The sequence below is a fragment of the Kineococcus auxinigenes genome, assembly GCF_050871525.1.
Classification (GTDB): domain Bacteria; phylum Actinomycetota; class Actinomycetes; order Actinomycetales; family Kineococcaceae; genus Kineococcus.
In genome coordinates this window covers 112,831-127,519 of record NZ_JBKBCT010000003.1, presented here as the reverse complement: position 1 = coordinate 127,519, position 14,689 = coordinate 112,831, and the positions used below count along the sequence as shown (strand labels likewise).

Sequence of the window (14,689 nt, the reverse complement as noted above, 5' to 3'; positions counted from 1 at the left end):
CGCACAGGTGAGGCACAGCTCCCTCACGTCCGGTTCGCGCCCGGACCGCCGATGGTGAGGGTGTGAGCGACGAGAGGACCACCGTGAACCCCCAGGACCAGCAGGCCGAGACGCGCGCCCGGCGGGCGCTGCGCACCTACCAGGGCCGGTCCCTGCCGCGCCAGGACGAGGACGTCGACGACCAGGGCGTGGCCTTCGACATCGCCACCATGCGCCAGCGCGGGCTCGACCGCCGCCGCGTGCTGGGCGTGCTGGGTCTGGGCGCGGCCGGCCTGGGCCTGGCAGCCTGCGGCGCGGACGCCGACGCGGGCACCACCGCGTCGGCGACGTCCTCGTCGCTGAGCGAGATCCCCGACGAGACCGCCGGCCCCTACCCCGGCGACGGCTCCAACGGCGCGAACGTGCTGACGGTGTCGGGCGTGGTGCGCTCCGACATCCGCTCCTCCTTCGGCACCTCCACCACCACCGCCGAGGGCGTGCCGATGACCCTCACCCTGGACGTCGTGGACATGGCGAACGGCGACGTGCCCTTCGCCGGCGCCGCCGTGTACGTGTGGCACTGCGACCGCGACGGCAACTACTCGCTGTACTCCGAAGGCGTCGAGGACGAGAACTACCTGCGCGGGGTGCAGGTCGCCGACGAGAACGGTTCGGTCACCTTCACCAGCATCTTCCCCGCCTGCTACTCCGGGCGCTGGCCGCACGTCCACTTCGAGGTCTACCCCGACGTGGACTCCATCACCGACGCCGCCAACGCCATCGCCACCTCGCAGGTCGCCCTGCCCGAGGACACCTGCACCACCGTCTACGCCACCAGCGGCTACGAGCAGTCGGTGAGCAACCTGGCCAACGTCACCCTCGCCTCCGACAACGTCTTCAGCGACGACTCCGGCGCCACCCAGATCCCCAGCGTCACCGGGGACGTCACCAGCGGCTACGCGCTCACCCTCACCGTCGGCGTGGACACCGACACCACCCCGACCGCCGGTTCGGCCCCCTCCAGCGGCGGTGCGGGCGGCCCCGGCGGTGCAGGTGGTCCCGGTGGCGCCGGCGGGACCCCGCCCACCGGCATGCCCACCGACCGGCCCACCTCCGCCTGACGCCGGGGCGCCGGGGCGCCGGGGCGCCGGCGTCAGGCCGCCCCGGCCGCCCGCGGGCGCAGCACCGTGCGCAGCGCGAGGAAGTTGGCCAGGCCGACCAGCCCGGTCACGGCGTGGACGAGGAGCAGACCGCTCAGCGCGCTCGCCCCCGGCACGAGGTGGTGCCACGCGGTGAGCGCCGCGGTGCTGAGCACCACGCCGAGGAGCGCCGCGGCACCGCCGACGCCGTGCCCGTGGAACCAGGGCGTGCCCGCGGCGCCGGGAAAGGTGAACCGGCGGTGCATCTCGTTGGTCATGAGGGTGGAGAACACCGTGGCGGTCACGTTGACCACGGCCACGGGGATCGGCGTCCAGACCTGCAGCAGCAGGAACACCACTGCGTGGGCGAGGTTGCCGGTCAGGCCGGCGGCCACGAACCGCGGCAGGGTCCCGGCCCGCCACTGCTGGACCGGCGCCGGCCGGCTGGGCGTCGAGGGGGCGAGGGTGGCGGTGCTCACGGCTCCAGCCTGGCCCACCGGGGGCGGCGGCGCGTCATCCCCCGGCACGGTCCTCACCTGCACCCGGAGCAGTACGCGGCGGGTCGCGGCCTCCCCCGATCGGGGTGCTCGCGGCTCGCCGGTGGGGTCAGCGGGAGTCGCCGCCGTCGTCGTCGGGCAGGACGTCCTGCGACCTCTGGTGCACCTCGCCGGTGACCCGGGTGCGCTCGGGCGTGGCGGCGGCCGGCGGTGAGCCGCCGGCGGCGGCGAGCACCCCGATGAGGGCGGCGAAGCTCAGCGTGGTGGCGGTGGTGCGCACGGTGGATCTCCCGGGTGACGGCGTTGTCGGTTGCTCGTGCAACGTGGGAACGGGGTCGTCTTGTTCCAGGCGGGCTCAGCAGGTCGGCGCGCCGGCCCTCACGGGTGCAGCCGCAGCGCCGGCTCGGGCCGGTGCACCCCGCGGGGGCGGAACCCGAGCAGGTCGGACGGGCCGACCAGGTCGGCGAGCAGCCACGTGATCGCCAGCCACATCTCGGTGCCCTGCAGGCCCGGGGTGCGTCCGGCGCGGAAGGCGAAGCCCTGCCCGTCGCGCCAGCGCCCGAGAGCGTCGGCGAGCAGGCGGCGGGCCAGCGCCACCACCTCGTCGCGGCGGTGGGTGCTCTGCCGCCCTGCGAGCCACAGGGGGTGCGCGACGTCCAGCACGTTGCAGGCGTCCTGCCGCTCCGGCGCGAACCAGCGGGCGTCGGCCGCGTGCGCGAGCACGGTGTCCACGACCCGCTCCGGGAAGGGCAGCGGCACGTCGAACTGGGCGTAGGTGCCGCGGGAGGCGCGGTAGAAGCCGTTGACGACCTGCAGCGCCCCCTCGCCGGGCGGTGGGGCGCCCCACGTGCCGGTGCGCGGGTCGGCACGGGTGGTCAGCCAGCCGAACAGGGCGGGCAGGGTCCCGGGGACGCCGCCGGCGCCCAGGTCGAGGTTCCAGCGGAACGCGGTGCCCACCGCGTCCACCCAGGCGCCGGCGCTCCACGCCTGCCCGCGCCAGGGCAGCGCCTCCAGGGCGCCGACGAGGGTGGCCGCGTCCATCTCGGCGACCGGCCGCACGGGGTGCTCGAAGCGGGCGCCGTGCAGGTCGAGGGCGTACCCGACGGACAGGACGTGGTAGGCGGCGGCGCCGTCGGCGAGCTCCGGCGCGGTGGTGACCGGGTGGCCCGTCGCGTCGAGGGGTGGCACGAGTCCGGTGCGCTCGTCCTGCCAGCCGCGCAGGCGGGCGAGCTGCTCCTGCAGGGGCAGCTGGGGCGGGGCACCGTCGAGCAGGAGGGCGGCGACCTCCAGGGCGTCGCACTGCGCGCGCACCGTGGGCGCGGCGCCGGGGGTGTCGACGAACTGCCCGCCGGGCAGGTCGGGGCGCCAGGACCGGGCGAGCACGTCGGCCGCCTGGGCGCGGGCGCGGGCCTCGAAGGCGACCAGGCGCGCGGCGAGGTCGTCCGCGGGGACCGGCGCGAGCGACGGCACCCGCCAGCGCAGCACCCGGGCGGGGTTGCCCCCGACCACCGCACCCGCCGGCACGTCCTTGGTCACGACCGCGCCGGCCGCCAGGACCGCGTGGTCGCCGACGACCACCCCGTCGAGGACGACCACGTGCGAGCCGATCCACACGTCGTCGCCGACCGTGATGCCCTTCGACGTCAGCGGTTGCCGGTGCACCTCCGTGCCCGGTTCCATCCCGTGGTTGAAACCCAGCAGCGAGGTGTGGGCGCCCATCCGGACCGCGTCGCCGAGCCGGACCCGCCCGCGCACGACGGAGAAGGCGTTGAGGCTGCAGTCGCGGCCCGTGACGACGTCGCCGGTCAGGTATGCGTGCGCAGCGACGTAGCTGCGCTCGCCCAGGACGAACCGCTCCGCCTGCACGGCGGCCAGTTCGCTGACGAAGCACCCCGCCCCGATCGACCACCCCGGGTTCTGGGACACCGCCCGGCGCTGCAGCTCGCTCTGGTGCGCGCGCGCCTCGGCGGAGGCGTCCTGCCAGAAGCCCCACGGCGAGTGGTCGTGGTGGTGGCGGTCGAAGACCGGCGCCGCGGGGGGCGGTTCCGCCGCGCCCGCACCGGCGCCGGGGAGGGGGGCGGTCACGGTGCCCCGCCGAGCAGCCAGGCCACCTCGCGGCGCAGCAGCTGACGGCGCGAGGCGCTGTCGTAGGAGCGGGTGTCGTGGCCGAGCCCGTCGTACAGCACGCGGCCCGGGCCGGCGGCCTGCCACACCACCGGGTGCTCGACACCGTCGTGCTCGGTGGTGAGCAGCACCCGCGAGCCCGCTGCGCGCTGCAGCCGGCAGTAGCGCTCGTCGAACGCCTCCACGGGTTCCAGCCCCGCCACGACGGGGTGCTCCTCCCCCGGGACGGGGCGGAAGGCCGCGAGACCGATGGGCGGGTGCATGGACAGCTCGGGGACCCAGCGGCCGCCGATCAGCTCCGACCAGCCGGGGGCGTCCGTGAAGGTGTTCGCGGCCTGGTGCAGGGCGAGCAGCGGCACGCCGCCCTCGGCGACGAGCGCGGCCAGGCGCGCGTGGAACGGCGCCCACGCCTCGTCGCCGCCGTCCCAGTCGGCGTCGCTGCGCCCCGTGCCGGCGACGACGACGAGCAGGGCGAGCCCGTCGGCCCCGTCGAGCGCGTCCGGGGCCGTGCCGCGCACCTGCGGTTCCAGGCCGGCCGCGGCCAGTTCACCGGCGACGCGGTACCCGGTGGCCGCGTCGTCGTGCCAGCGGTCCTGGTAGCGGCCGCGGCCCACCAGCACCAGTGCCCTCGCCGTCGCCGTCAGTGGTGCGTTCACGCGGCGATCCTCGCCCCCGCCGGGGCCGGCCGCACGCTCCAGCGGCTGTTGGCCCACACCACGTACAGCAGGGGGGCGGCGGCCAGGCCCAGGCCCAGCGCGGGCCGGGAGGCCACCGCCGCCGCGAGCAGCGCGAGGACGGCCAGGGAGAACAGCGTGAACGGCCAGCGGCGGACCGCCACCCAGACGGAGGGACGCACGACGTCGCGCAGCCGGGCGCCGGGCCGCTCGGCGAGCTGGACGGCGGCGAGCACGGCGACCGCGACGGCCAGCAGCGCCACCACCGCCAGGAGCGGCAGGGTGAGCGCCCCCCAGGTGGTTCCGGCCAGCACCACCGCGTCCACCCCGACCACGACGAGCACCGCGCCCGCGGCCGACCCCAGCGGGACCGCCCGGCGCAGCGAGCGCGCCCACGACCGCGCGAAGGTGCGCAGCACCGCGGTGGTGCCGTCGGTGGAGAACGAGGAGAAGACCGCGGCGGCCGCCGCCAGCGCCGGAGCCCCCAGCGCACCGGTGAGGAGCACGAGCAGCGGCCAGCCGGCCGTCACGTCCGGCACGACGAGCACCGCCACCAGCAGGGGCGCCAGGACCACGGCCAGCGCCAGGTTCGTCGCGAGGGCGACGTACACGACGCCGGCGACGTGCAGGTACGTCTCGTGGGAGACCCTGTTCACGGCGCGCTCAGCCCTTCATGCCGCTGGTGGCGATCCCCTGGATGAAGTACCGCTGCCCCAGGAGGAAGACCACGAGGATGGGCACCACGGAGATGACCGAGCCCGTCATGATGAGGGCGTACTCCGCGTCGTACTGGCCGATGAACTGGCGCAGGCCGATCTGCACCGTCCACAGGTCGTTGCTCGTCAGGTAGATGAACGGGCCCATGAAGTCGTTCCACGTGTTGACGAACGTCAGCAGCGCCAGGCTCGCCAGTGCCGGCACCGACAACGGCAGCATGACCCTGCGGTAGATGCCGTACTCCGACAGGCCGTCGATGCGCGCGGCCTCCACGAGCTCGTCGGGCACGGACATGTAGTACTGCCGCATGAGGAAGACGCCGAAGGCGCTGAACGCCTGCAGCAGGATCAGCGCGGTGAACGTGTTCACCAGGCCGGCCTTCTGCATGAGGATGTACTGCGGGATCATGTACGCCTGCCACGGCACCGCGATCGTCGCGATGTACGCCAGGAACAGCCCGTCCCGGCCGGGGAAGCGGATCTTCGAGAACCCGTAGGCGGCGAAACTGCCGGTGAACACCTGCAGGAACGTGATGACGACCGCCAGGAACGTCGTGTTCCGCAGGTAGGTGAGCAGCGGGACGCGGCTCCAGATCTCCGTGAAGTTCTCCCAGTGCAGCTCCCGCGGGATCCACTGGATCGGCACGGTGAAGACCTGGGCGTTCGTCTTCAGCGACGAGGACACCATCCAGGCGAAGGGCACGAGCAGCAGGGCTGCCAGCACCGTCAGCAGCGCGTACGCCAGCGGGGTCGCCCACGGGCGGACCGGCCGCGCCCGCCGCCGGTCGGGAGCGGGCGTGGTGGGCGGCACCGGTGCGGTGGTGCTGGTCCGGGGTCCGAGGATGCTGGCCATCACGCCTCCAGCCGCTTGTTGCGGGCGTACTGCGCCACGGTGACCCCGAGGACGAGGACGAACAGCGCCAGCGCGACGGCCGAGGAGTACCCGAACCGGCCGTTGACGATGCCCTCGCGGTAGATGAGCTGGGACAGCACCAGGGTGCTGCGCCCCGGGCCGCCGTCGGTCATGACGACGATGAGGTCGAAGACCTTGAAGCTGCCGATGGTGAGCATGATGAGGACGAAGAACGTCGTCGGCCGCAGGCACGGCAGGGTGACGTTGCGGAACCGCTGGAACGCGTTGGCCCCGTCGACCTTCGCGGCTTCGTGCAGCTCCGGCGGGATGGTCTGCAACCCGGCGAGGAAGAGGATCATGTAGTAGCCCATGTCCTTCCACACGCCGGTGATGATGACGGCGGGCATGGCCCACGACGGGTCCGACGTCCAGCCCGGCGGGTCGTCGAACCCCAGCGTCAGCAGGAACTGGTTGATCGGTCCCTGAGTGGGGTTGTAGAGCATGTTCCACACCACGGCGACCGCGACGATGGACGTGATGTACGGGAAGAACGCCGCCGTGCGGAAGAAGGCGACCCCCCGCAGCTTGCGGTTCAGCGCCAGCGCCAGCAGCAGGGACGCCGCCATCGTCAGCGGCACGTGGCCGACGGTGTAGTAGACGGTGTTGAACAGGGCGACCCGGAAGTTCCCGTCCTGCACCAGCCGGGTGAAGTTGTCCAGGCCGGTGAACTCCGGCGTGGAGTACGCGTTCCACTTCGTGAAGGCGATGCCGAAGGTCGCCACCACCGGCACCAGGGTCAGCAGCGCGAAGCCGGCGAAGTTCGGCAGGATGAACGACCACCCCAGCAGGGTGTTGCGGCGCACCTGCCGGCGGTTGGAGTACGTCGTCGCCGACGGGGTGGTCGGCCGCACGACCGGAGGTGCGGGTGCGGCCATCAGCCCACCTCGTTCTCGACGCGCTCCGCCATGTTCTCCAGGGTCTCGTCGATGGAGGCGGAGCCGGTCATGATGAGCTGGTGCTCCTCGCCGAGGACCTGCTCGACCTGGGCGGTCGTCGGGCCGACCGGCATCTCCAGGGCGACCTCGTCGGGCGCGAGGGCCTCCTGCGTGAGCTCGTCGGTCGGGATGCCCTCCAGGGCGAGGTAGGCGTCCTTGATCTCCTGCGTCTGCAGGGCCGGGACGATGCCGGTGGCCGCGACGGCCCGGGCGCCCTCCTCACCGGCGGCCCACTCCAGGAAGTCGCGGGCCGCACCGGAGTGCTCGGCGTTGCGGTTCACGGCGAAGGCCGTGGGCCCGCCGAAGGTGACCGTCTCGCCGCCCGCCTCCGGCTGCGGCATCGGGGCGATGCCCCACTCGACGTCCGTCTCACCGGCGGCCTGCGCCTGCAGCAGGGCCGAGGTGAACCAGGTGCCCATGGGGACCATCGCGGCCTGCTCGGTCGTGAACATCGTGCGGTAGGTGACCTGCTGGGTCGTGGCGGTGCTGTAGTCGAGGGTGGCCCCCGACTCCTGCAGCTCAAGGGCGCGTTCGTAGTACGGGGCGAAGAACTCGTAGCCGTCGCTGCCGAGCTGGTCGCCCCCGGTCTGCGCGGCGGCGATGGCTCCGACCGCGGAGCGCCACGGCTGCGTGAACGTCCCGAAGACCTTCGTCCCCTCGGCGGGCGTGATCCCCGCCGCGGCCGCCTTCTCGGTGATGCGCTGCGCGAGGTCGACGTACTCGTCCCAGGTGAGGTCGGCCGGGTACTCCTCGCCCACCGCGTCGAAGATGCCCTTGTTGTAGTAGTTCACCCAGAAGTCCTGCCGGTACGGCAGGGCGAAGTACGTCCCGTCCTGCTCGTAGGCGTCCAGGCCCCCCAGCTCGGAAGCACCCTCGGCGAGGTCGGTGACGTCCTGCAGCTGCCCCGCCGTGGAGAACTTCGAGTAGTCCATGAGGCTCTTGACCGCGATGACGTCGGTGGAGTCGCCACCGGCGAGCATCGTCGTCACCTTCGTCGGGTAGTCGTCGGCGAGGATGTCGACCGGTTCGATCGTGACGTTCGGGCGGGCCTGCTCGTAGGCGTCGAACAGGGCCTGGAACTCGGGGGTCCCCGCCAGGTTCCACACCGACACGGTCAGGGTGACCGGCTCGTTCGGGTCGAAGGGCTCGTCCTGGGCCGCTTCGCTGCCGCCGCCGCAGCCGGCGAGCAGCAGGCTCGCCGCCGTCGTGGCGGCCAGGGCGTGCAGAGTCCTGCGCTTCATCGCGTCTCCTCTCGTCCGACGGGCACCTGGGGGCCGTCGGTGTGCGTCGACGGGACGTCCGCGTCCTCGTCGTCGGGCAGCGCCACGTGCGTGCGCGCCCCGTCCGCCCACGTGACGTCCACGTGGGCGCCCTCCCCCCGCGTCAGGCGGGGGGTCCTGCCCGCCCCGGCCGGAGAACCGGCGAGGGCCACTGCCGCGGCGAGCCACGTCCCGGCTCGGACCGGGGCCCGCAGCACGGGCACCGCCGAGTGCGGTCCGAGGGGCGAGGCGTTCTCGCGTCGCACCACCAGCGCACCCGCCACCCCGTCGAGGCCGGCGACGGTCGAGGTCGAGCGGTCGGTGCGCACCGTCACGGCCGGCGGCCCCGCGCTCGCGGCGACGTCCTCGGCCGGGGGTTCCGCCGCCGCGAGCGCCCACCCGCCGACCTGCACCTCCACCGCGTCCCCGGCGGGGCCGTCGACGCGCACGAAGCGCACCTCCCAAGCCCCTCGGACGACGGAGACGGTGGTGACCGTCCCCGCTGCCGTGGTGGTGCCGCGGAGCCCGGAGCCGTGCCGCGGGTCGGGCCCGGGTTCCAGCCAGTGCGCCGCGGCGCGCGAGCCGGCGACGAGCGCCGCGGGGGCGCCGTCACCGCCGCTCGTCCGGACGGCACGGCCGAGCGGCAGGGTGGTGAAACCCGCGCGGTGCGTGCGGCGCCCGGTGGCGTCGACGAGTGCGACGGACTGCTCGAGCGGTTCACGCCACGCCTCGGCGTCCAGCAGCGGGCCGGTGGCGGTGGAGTAGCCCAGGCGCGCGTACAGCGGGGAGTCCCCCACCTCGTCGCCCGGCCGGGCGTGGTCGGTGCCGTGGTTCGTCACGCGCACCACGCCGTCGGCGCGCGTCGTCGTCACGAGCCAGCCGGCGGCGCGGACGGCGAACGCGGTGTCGGCGACCTCGACGGGGAGGGGTTCGTCCTCGGCGGTCCACACCGGGTGCTCCGCCGGCAGGGCCAGGCCCAGCAGCCCCTTGCTGGCCCAGTACGGCGAGCCCGGCCCGGAGTAGGCCTGGGAGAGCTGTGGCCACTCGCCGTGCCAGCCCTGGGTGAGCAGACCGCGCTCGTCGGGAACGCCGTTCTCGTCGAAGTGGCCGACGACGGCGGACGCGGCGCGGCGCAGCAGCCCGGGGCGCACCGAGGGCACCTCGGCGAGGGCGCCGACCCAGAACGGCGCCGCGGCGGCGAACCGGTAGATGAGGCTGCGGCCCTGGATCAGCGGGGAGCCGTCGCCGCCGACGAGGTGCACGGCGTCCTGGAGGAAGCGGTCCAGCCGGGCGCGGTCCGCGTCGCGGCGCGGCGCGGCGAGGTCCGCGGCGCCGGCCATGCGCGCCCACAGGGTCGGGTACAGGTGCAGCGCCCAGCCGGCGTAGTGGTCGTAGGAGCGTTCCGCGCCGTCGCAGATCCAGCCGTCCTCGCGCACGAAGGTGTCGTGGGTGGCGAGGTCGTCGGCCATGTCGTCGAGGGAGTGCGGGCCGCCGACCGAGCGCAGGAACGTCTGGACCACCAGGCGGAACCACACCCAGTTGATGCGGGGGTACGTCTCGTCCCCGACGGCGGGGGCGAGCCAGTCCACGACCTGTTCCTGCACGCGCGGGTCGAGGCGGTCCCAGATCCAGGGGCGGGTGAGGTCGAGCACGAGGGCGATCGAGGCGGCCTCGACCTTGGCCTGGCCGTGCTCGGGCAGGCGCACCCACCGGTTCGCCCCGTGCGGGTCGGTCCCGGCGGCGATGCCGGCGGCGTACCACTCGGCCAGGTGCAGCGGGTCCGCGCCGCGCTCACCGGCGAGGCGGAAACCGGCGGTGAGGAAGGTGCGGGCGAAACCCTCCAGGCCGTCGACGTCGGTGCCGTAGCCGCCCGGTCCGCCGGGTGGGGTGATGCGGGCGTGGTCGGGCGAGGCGAAGGGGCGCACCGAGAGGAGGAGGTGGTCGGCGAAGGCGGCCCACCGCGCCCGGTCCCAGCCGCGCCCGGCACCGGCTGCTCGTCCCGGCGCGTGCGCGGTCCGGGCGTTCACGCGCTCACCGCCGTCGCCTCGGCGGTGACCGGTGTGCCCAGGGCTCGCCCCGCGACCCAGGCTTCGAGCTCGTCGAGGGCGTGCTGGGCCAGGCGCCGGGTCTCGGCGCCGAGGGAACCGGCGACGTGCGGGGTGACCATGACGTTCGGCAGGTGCAGCAGCGGGTGCCCGGCCGGCAGGGGCTCGGGTTCGGTGACGTCGAGGATCGCGTCGACGTGGCCCGCGGCGCAGGCGACGAGCAGCGCGTCGTGGTCGACGAGGCAGCCGCGGGCGGTGTTCACGAGCGTGGCGCCGCGGGGCAGCAGGTCCAGTTCGCGCGCGCCGATCATGTGGTGCGTCTCGGGCAGGGCGGGGGCGTGCAGGGAGACGATGTCCGCGCGGCGCAGCGCGTCGTCCAGCTCGGCGACCTCGCCGCCGGCGGCGCGCACGGCGGCCGGGTCGGCGTGGGGGTCGACGACGAGCACCGCGGCGGTGTCGAGGATCCGCAGCATCTCCACGACGCGCCGCCCGATCCGGGAGAAGCCGACGACGACGACGGTGCGGCCGCAGTTCGAGAGGTCCTCCCGGTGCAGCACCTCGTGCCACGCGGTCGGCAGGGCCCGCCCGTCCGCGGCGAGGAACGGCGCCTTCTTGCCGGCCATGATGATCGCGGCGAGCGTGTACTCGGCCACGGGCACGGCGTTGACGTCGGCGGCGGTGCTGACGACGATCCCGCGCCGGAACACCTCCTCGCCCACGAGGTCGCGGACGCTGCCGGCCGCGTGCAGGACGGCGCGCAACCGGGGGGCGCGGGCGAGCCGCTCGGGGGTGAGCGCGGGGGCTCCCCAGGAGGTGAGCAGGACGTCGGCCCGGGCGAGCCGGCGGCGTGCGGCGGGGCTGTCGAGCTCGGCGGTCCAGACCGGCTCGTCGACGTCGGCGAGCCCCGCGAGCCGCTGCAGCTCCGCCTCGTGGAACTGCAGCGCGAAGGTGCGCCGGTCCATGACCAGCAGCGCGTGGGGGCGATCGGGAAGTCGATCGGGATCGGGCACGGCGGTCCTTCGTCGTCGGAGGTCGGTGCGTCGGCGCCGGTCGGACATTGGGCCGAGTGAAGAACGAACTAGATCGCTTCTGTGCGATGCGAGGAGTCAACTGTGCGTTTTCCCCTCCTGTCAAGCACCTTTCGGAAAGAACTCACTGATACGATCAGGTTCGATCACCCGTGCAGTCACCACCGCTCGCCGAGGAGCCCACCCGTGACGACCCGCAGCGACCCGCAGCCCCCCTCCTCGAGCGCGACGGCGCCCGGCCCCCTGCGGCGCGCGTGGGGCAGCACGGCCGACCCCGGCGCGCTGCAGCGGCTGCTGCGGCCGGCGGCTCAAGCCCTGCCGGTTCCCGCGGCCACCGACCGGCGGGTCTGGCGGCTGCCCGGCGCGGACGGGGCACCGCAGCCCGGTGCCGCCGACGCCACCACGCTGCGCGCGGTCCTCGCCCGCGCGCACGAGGACCTGGGCGCGCCCTGGCCGCAGCCCACGGCCTCCGGCTTCGCGCGCTACTTCCGCGACGGCGACCGCGCCGGCCACGAGGCCGTCGTCTTCGCCCGTCAGCACCGCCTGTCCCGCGCCGTGCTCGCGGCCGCGGCCACGCTGCAGGACCGCTGGCTCGACGAGGTCCTCGACGGGGTGGTCCTGCTGTGCGAGCAGAGCACCTGGTGCTGGCCCGCCCACGACGACACCCGCGCCCGGCGCGGCTCCGTGCTGCCCACCGTCACCGACCCCTACCTCGACCTCGGCGCCGGCGAGGTCGCCGCCCAGCTCGCGTGGACGCTGCACCTGCTCGGCGACGCGCTGGAGGAGCGCGCCCCCGGGTTGCGCTCCCGCGTCGAGCACGAGGTGCGCACCCGCGTGCTCGACCCGTACCGCGCGCGCCGGGACTGGCACTGGCTCGGCCTCCACGGCGACGTGCACAACTGGAACCCGTGGATCCTCGGCAACGTCGTCACCGCCGCGCTCGTCCTGCTCGAGGACCCCGCCGCGCGCGCCGAGGTGGTCGCCTCGGCGATCGCCGACGTCGACCGCTACGCCGCGTCCCTGCCGGCCGACGGAGCCATCGACGAGGGTTTCGGGTACTGGTGGAACGGGGCCGCCCGGTTGCTGGAGCTGCTGGAGGTCCTCGAGCACGCGACGGGCGGGGCGCTGGACGCCGCGGGGATCGCCCCGCTGCGCGAGGTCGTCGCCTTCCCGCACCGGATGCACCTGGGCGGCCCCTGGTACCTGAGCCTCGCCGACGCCCCGGCCCGCCCCGCGGACGACCTGCCGTGGGAGGTGCTGCACCGGTGGGGACGGCGCCTGGACGTGCCGGCGGCCACCGCCCTCGCCGCCTCGCACCGCGAGCCGGGCGCACCCGTGGCCACGGAGGCCCCCGGGCTGGGCAGGTTGCTGCGCGCCGTGACCGACCCCGCGTGGTGCACCGCCGCACCGCAGGAGCCGCAGCTCGCCCGGGACGTGTGGCTGCCCTCCACGCAGGTGCTCCTGGCGCGCCGGGCCGCGGGGGACGCCCGCACCGTGCTCGCGGTCAAGGGCGGGCACAACGGCGAGCACCACAACCACAACGACGTGGGCGGCGTCGTCGTCGCCGTGAACGGCGTGCCCGTGCTCGTCGACCCCGGCCGGCCCACGTACACCGCCACCACCTTCGGGCCCGACCGCTACTCCCTGTGGCTGCTGCGCAGCGGGTGGCACAACGTCCCCGTCGTGCGCGGCCGCGAGCAGGCCGCCGGCGCCCGGCACGGCGCCTCGCGGGTCGTCCCGCGGTGCGACGACGCCACCGCCTCCCTCACCCTGGAGCTCTCCGGCGCCTACCCCGGGGCCGGCGTCTCGTCCTGGCGCAGGACGGCGACCCTGGACCGGGCGAGCGGGAACGTCCGCGTCACCGACGCCTGGGAGGTGCCCGAGGGCGCGGACGCGGCCGCCGGCCCGACGCGGCTGCACTGGGTCCTCGCCGGAGACGTGAGCTCCCTGGAGCCGGGTCGCGCCGTGGTCGTCGGGCTGCAGGGGGCCGGTATGGTCCTGACCTGGGCGGCGGCGACCGCGCGCGCCCACCTGGAGGAGCAGGCGCTCGACGACCCGCTCCTCGCCGTGGTGTGGGGGCGCCGGCTCCTGCGGCTCGTGCTGGAGCCGGTCGACCCGCCGCTGATCGGCTCGTTCGACCTGCACGTGGAGGTGTGCCCGTGAGCGTCACCGACAGCAGCCGGCTCCTACCGGCGACGCGCCGGGCGCGGTTGATGGACGCGTTGCAGCGCAACGGCACCGTCCGCATCTCCGACCTCGTCGAGGAGCTCGGCGTCACGGCGATCACGCTGCGGCGCGACATCGGCCAGCTCGCCGCCGAGGGCCTGGTCCACCGCGTCCACGGCGGGGCGACCCTGCTGCCCGGCACCTCCCCGGAGCCGGCCGCCGACGCGCCGGGGGCAGGACCGCGCGAGCCCGAGGACCGCGGCCCCGCCACCGGGGAGCCGGCGCGGGCCGCGACCACGGCGCTCGGGATGCTCGTGCCCTCGCTGGCCTACTACTGGCCCGGTGTGGCGCGGGGCGCCGAGGAGGAGGCGCGCGCGCACGGGATGCAGCTCGTCCTGCGCGGCTCCTCCTACGCCGGCGACGACGAGAGCCCCCAGCTGGAACGCCTGGCCGGCCAGTCGGGCGTGCGGGGCCTCCTCGTCGCCCCGACCCTCGACGGCCCGGGCGCCGCGGCCACGCTCGAGTGGCTCGCGCAGGCACCGGTGCCCGTGGTGCTGCTCGAGCGGACGGCCACCCGCGGCCCGCACCGCGAGGCCTTCGAGTCCGTCGTGTCCGACCACCGGCTCGGGGCGGCGATGGCGGTGCAGCACCTCGCGAGCCTCGGGCACCGGCGCATCGGCGTGGCCGTCACCCGCTCCAGCCCCACCTCCCCGCACGTCCTGAGCGGCTGGCGCGAGGCGTGCGAGGACCTGGGCCTGCCCCGCGACGCCTCCCCGTCGGTCCGCCTGCCCCAGCTCGACGAACCCGACTGGGACGTGGCCGTGGACGACCTCGTGCAGCGGTGCACCGGCAGCGGGGTCACCGCGCTGCTCGTGCACTCCGACCCCGACGCCATCGCCCTCGTCCAGCGGTGCGAGTCCCGGGGCCTGTCCATCCCGGACGACCTGTCGGTGGTCTCCTACGACGACGAGGTCGCCGGCCTGTTCCAGCCCGCCCTCACCGCCGTGCGGCCACCGCGCCGCTCGATCGGGCGGGCGGCGGTCGGCCTGCTCACCGCGCGCCTGACCGACCCCGGCCGCCCCGTGCACCGGGTCCTGGTCAGCCCCGCGCTCGAGGTGCGCGCGTCCACGGCCCCGCCGCGCTGACGGCGCCCACCCGCCCCGGTCCAGCCTCCGGCGCAGCTCAAGGCGGCGCCCGCCGCGGCCGAGAACCCC

At 75.1% G+C, this 14,689-nt stretch carries 13 protein-coding genes; 3 read left to right on the top strand and 10 right to left on the bottom strand.

Annotated elements, in window-relative coordinates:
• The first annotated feature begins 128 nt into the window (after positions 1–128).
• On the top strand, positions 129–1,100 hold the full coding sequence (locus ACRYR9_RS02455) for an intradiol ring-cleavage dioxygenase (RefSeq protein ID WP_432492656.1): 972 nt from the start codon (positions 129–131) through the stop codon (positions 1,098–1,100).
• A 32-nt stretch (positions 1,101–1,132) separates the two neighbouring features.
• On the opposite strand, the gene ACRYR9_RS02450 is transcribed toward ACRYR9_RS02455, so the two are convergent.
• The 10 genes from ACRYR9_RS02450 to ACRYR9_RS02405 form a co-directional block, all read right to left on the bottom strand.
• Positions 1,133–1,597 (bottom strand): GtrA family protein, encoded by a 465-nt coding sequence (locus ACRYR9_RS02450; protein ID WP_432492532.1) that lies wholly within the window; start codon positions 1,595–1,597, stop codon positions 1,133–1,135.
• 127 nt (positions 1,598–1,724) lie between these two features.
• Positions 1,725–1,895 (bottom strand): hypothetical protein, encoded by a 171-nt coding sequence (locus tag ACRYR9_RS02445; protein WP_432492530.1) that lies wholly within the window; start codon positions 1,893–1,895, stop codon positions 1,725–1,727.
• A 98-nt stretch (positions 1,896–1,993) separates the two neighbouring features.
• Positions 1,994–3,700 carry a DapH/DapD/GlmU-related protein gene (locus ACRYR9_RS02440; RefSeq protein WP_432492528.1) on the bottom strand — a complete coding sequence of 569 codons (1,707 nt, stop codon included), beginning with the start codon at positions 3,698–3,700 and terminating at the stop codon, positions 1,994–1,996.
• A complete protein-coding gene (locus ACRYR9_RS02435; RefSeq protein WP_432492526.1) occupies positions 3,697–4,395 on the bottom strand; it encodes a ThuA domain-containing protein in 699 nt (232 codons plus the stop codon). The genes ACRYR9_RS02440 and ACRYR9_RS02435 overlap by 4 nt, the downstream gene beginning before the upstream one ends.
• Positions 4,392–5,069, bottom strand: a complete 678-nt coding sequence (locus tag ACRYR9_RS02430) for a ferredoxin-NADPH reductase (protein WP_432492524.1) — start codon at positions 5,067–5,069, stop codon at positions 4,392–4,394. Before ACRYR9_RS02430 ends, ACRYR9_RS02435 begins: the two co-directional genes overlap by 4 nt.
• Positions 5,070–5,076: 7 nt before the next feature.
• A complete protein-coding gene (locus tag ACRYR9_RS02425) occupies positions 5,077–5,982 on the bottom strand; it encodes a carbohydrate ABC transporter permease (protein ID WP_432492522.1) in 906 nt (301 codons plus the stop codon).
• Entirely contained in the window at positions 5,982–6,917 is a 936-nt protein-coding gene (locus tag ACRYR9_RS02420; protein WP_432492520.1) for a carbohydrate ABC transporter permease, read from the bottom strand. Before ACRYR9_RS02420 ends, ACRYR9_RS02425 begins: the two co-directional genes overlap by 1 nt.
• Positions 6,917–8,218, bottom strand: a complete 1,302-nt coding sequence (locus tag ACRYR9_RS02415) for an ABC transporter substrate-binding protein (RefSeq protein ID WP_432492518.1) — start codon at positions 8,216–8,218, stop codon at positions 6,917–6,919. The genes ACRYR9_RS02420 and ACRYR9_RS02415 overlap by 1 nt, the downstream gene beginning before the upstream one ends.
• Positions 8,215–10,263 carry a DUF2264 domain-containing protein gene (locus ACRYR9_RS02410; RefSeq protein WP_432492516.1) on the bottom strand — a complete coding sequence of 683 codons (2,049 nt, stop codon included), beginning with the start codon at positions 10,261–10,263 and terminating at the stop codon, positions 8,215–8,217. Before ACRYR9_RS02410 ends, ACRYR9_RS02415 begins: the two co-directional genes overlap by 4 nt.
• Positions 10,260–11,243, bottom strand: coding sequence for a hydroxyacid dehydrogenase (locus ACRYR9_RS02405; protein ID WP_432492654.1), 984 nt, complete (start codon positions 11,241–11,243; stop codon positions 10,260–10,262). Before ACRYR9_RS02405 ends, ACRYR9_RS02410 begins: the two co-directional genes overlap by 4 nt.
• A gap of 252 nt (positions 11,244–11,495) precedes the next feature.
• Between ACRYR9_RS02405 and ACRYR9_RS02400 the strand changes: the two genes are divergently transcribed.
• Both ACRYR9_RS02400 and ACRYR9_RS02395 read left to right on the top strand, forming a co-directional pair.
• On the top strand, positions 11,496–13,472 hold the full coding sequence (locus ACRYR9_RS02400; protein ID WP_432492514.1) for a heparinase II/III domain-containing protein: 1,977 nt from the start codon (positions 11,496–11,498) through the stop codon (positions 13,470–13,472).
• Positions 13,469–14,620: a LacI family DNA-binding transcriptional regulator gene (locus ACRYR9_RS02395; RefSeq protein ID WP_432492512.1), complete on the top strand. Its 1,152-nt coding sequence runs from the start codon at positions 13,469–13,471 to the stop codon at positions 14,618–14,620. The genes ACRYR9_RS02400 and ACRYR9_RS02395 overlap by 4 nt, the downstream gene beginning before the upstream one ends.
• Positions 14,621–14,689: the final 69 nt, after the last annotated feature.

What these genes read in the sequence shown, in the direction of transcription:
- ACRYR9_RS02420 (WP_432492520.1), bottom strand. Translation starts at nt 6,917, where the DNA reads ATGGCCGCACCCGCACCTCCGGTCGTGCGGCCGACCACCCCGTCGGCG.
- ACRYR9_RS02405 (WP_432492654.1), bottom strand. Translation starts at nt 11,243, where the DNA reads ATGGACCGGCGCACCTTCGCGCTGCAGTTCCACGAGGCGGAGCTGCAG.
- ACRYR9_RS02425 (WP_432492522.1), bottom strand. Translation starts at nt 5,982, where the DNA reads ATGGCCAGCATCCTCGGACCCCGGACCAGCACCACCGCACCGGTGCCG.
- ACRYR9_RS02415 (WP_432492518.1), bottom strand. Translation starts at nt 8,218, where the DNA reads ATGAAGCGCAGGACTCTGCACGCCCTGGCCGCCACGACGGCGGCGAGC.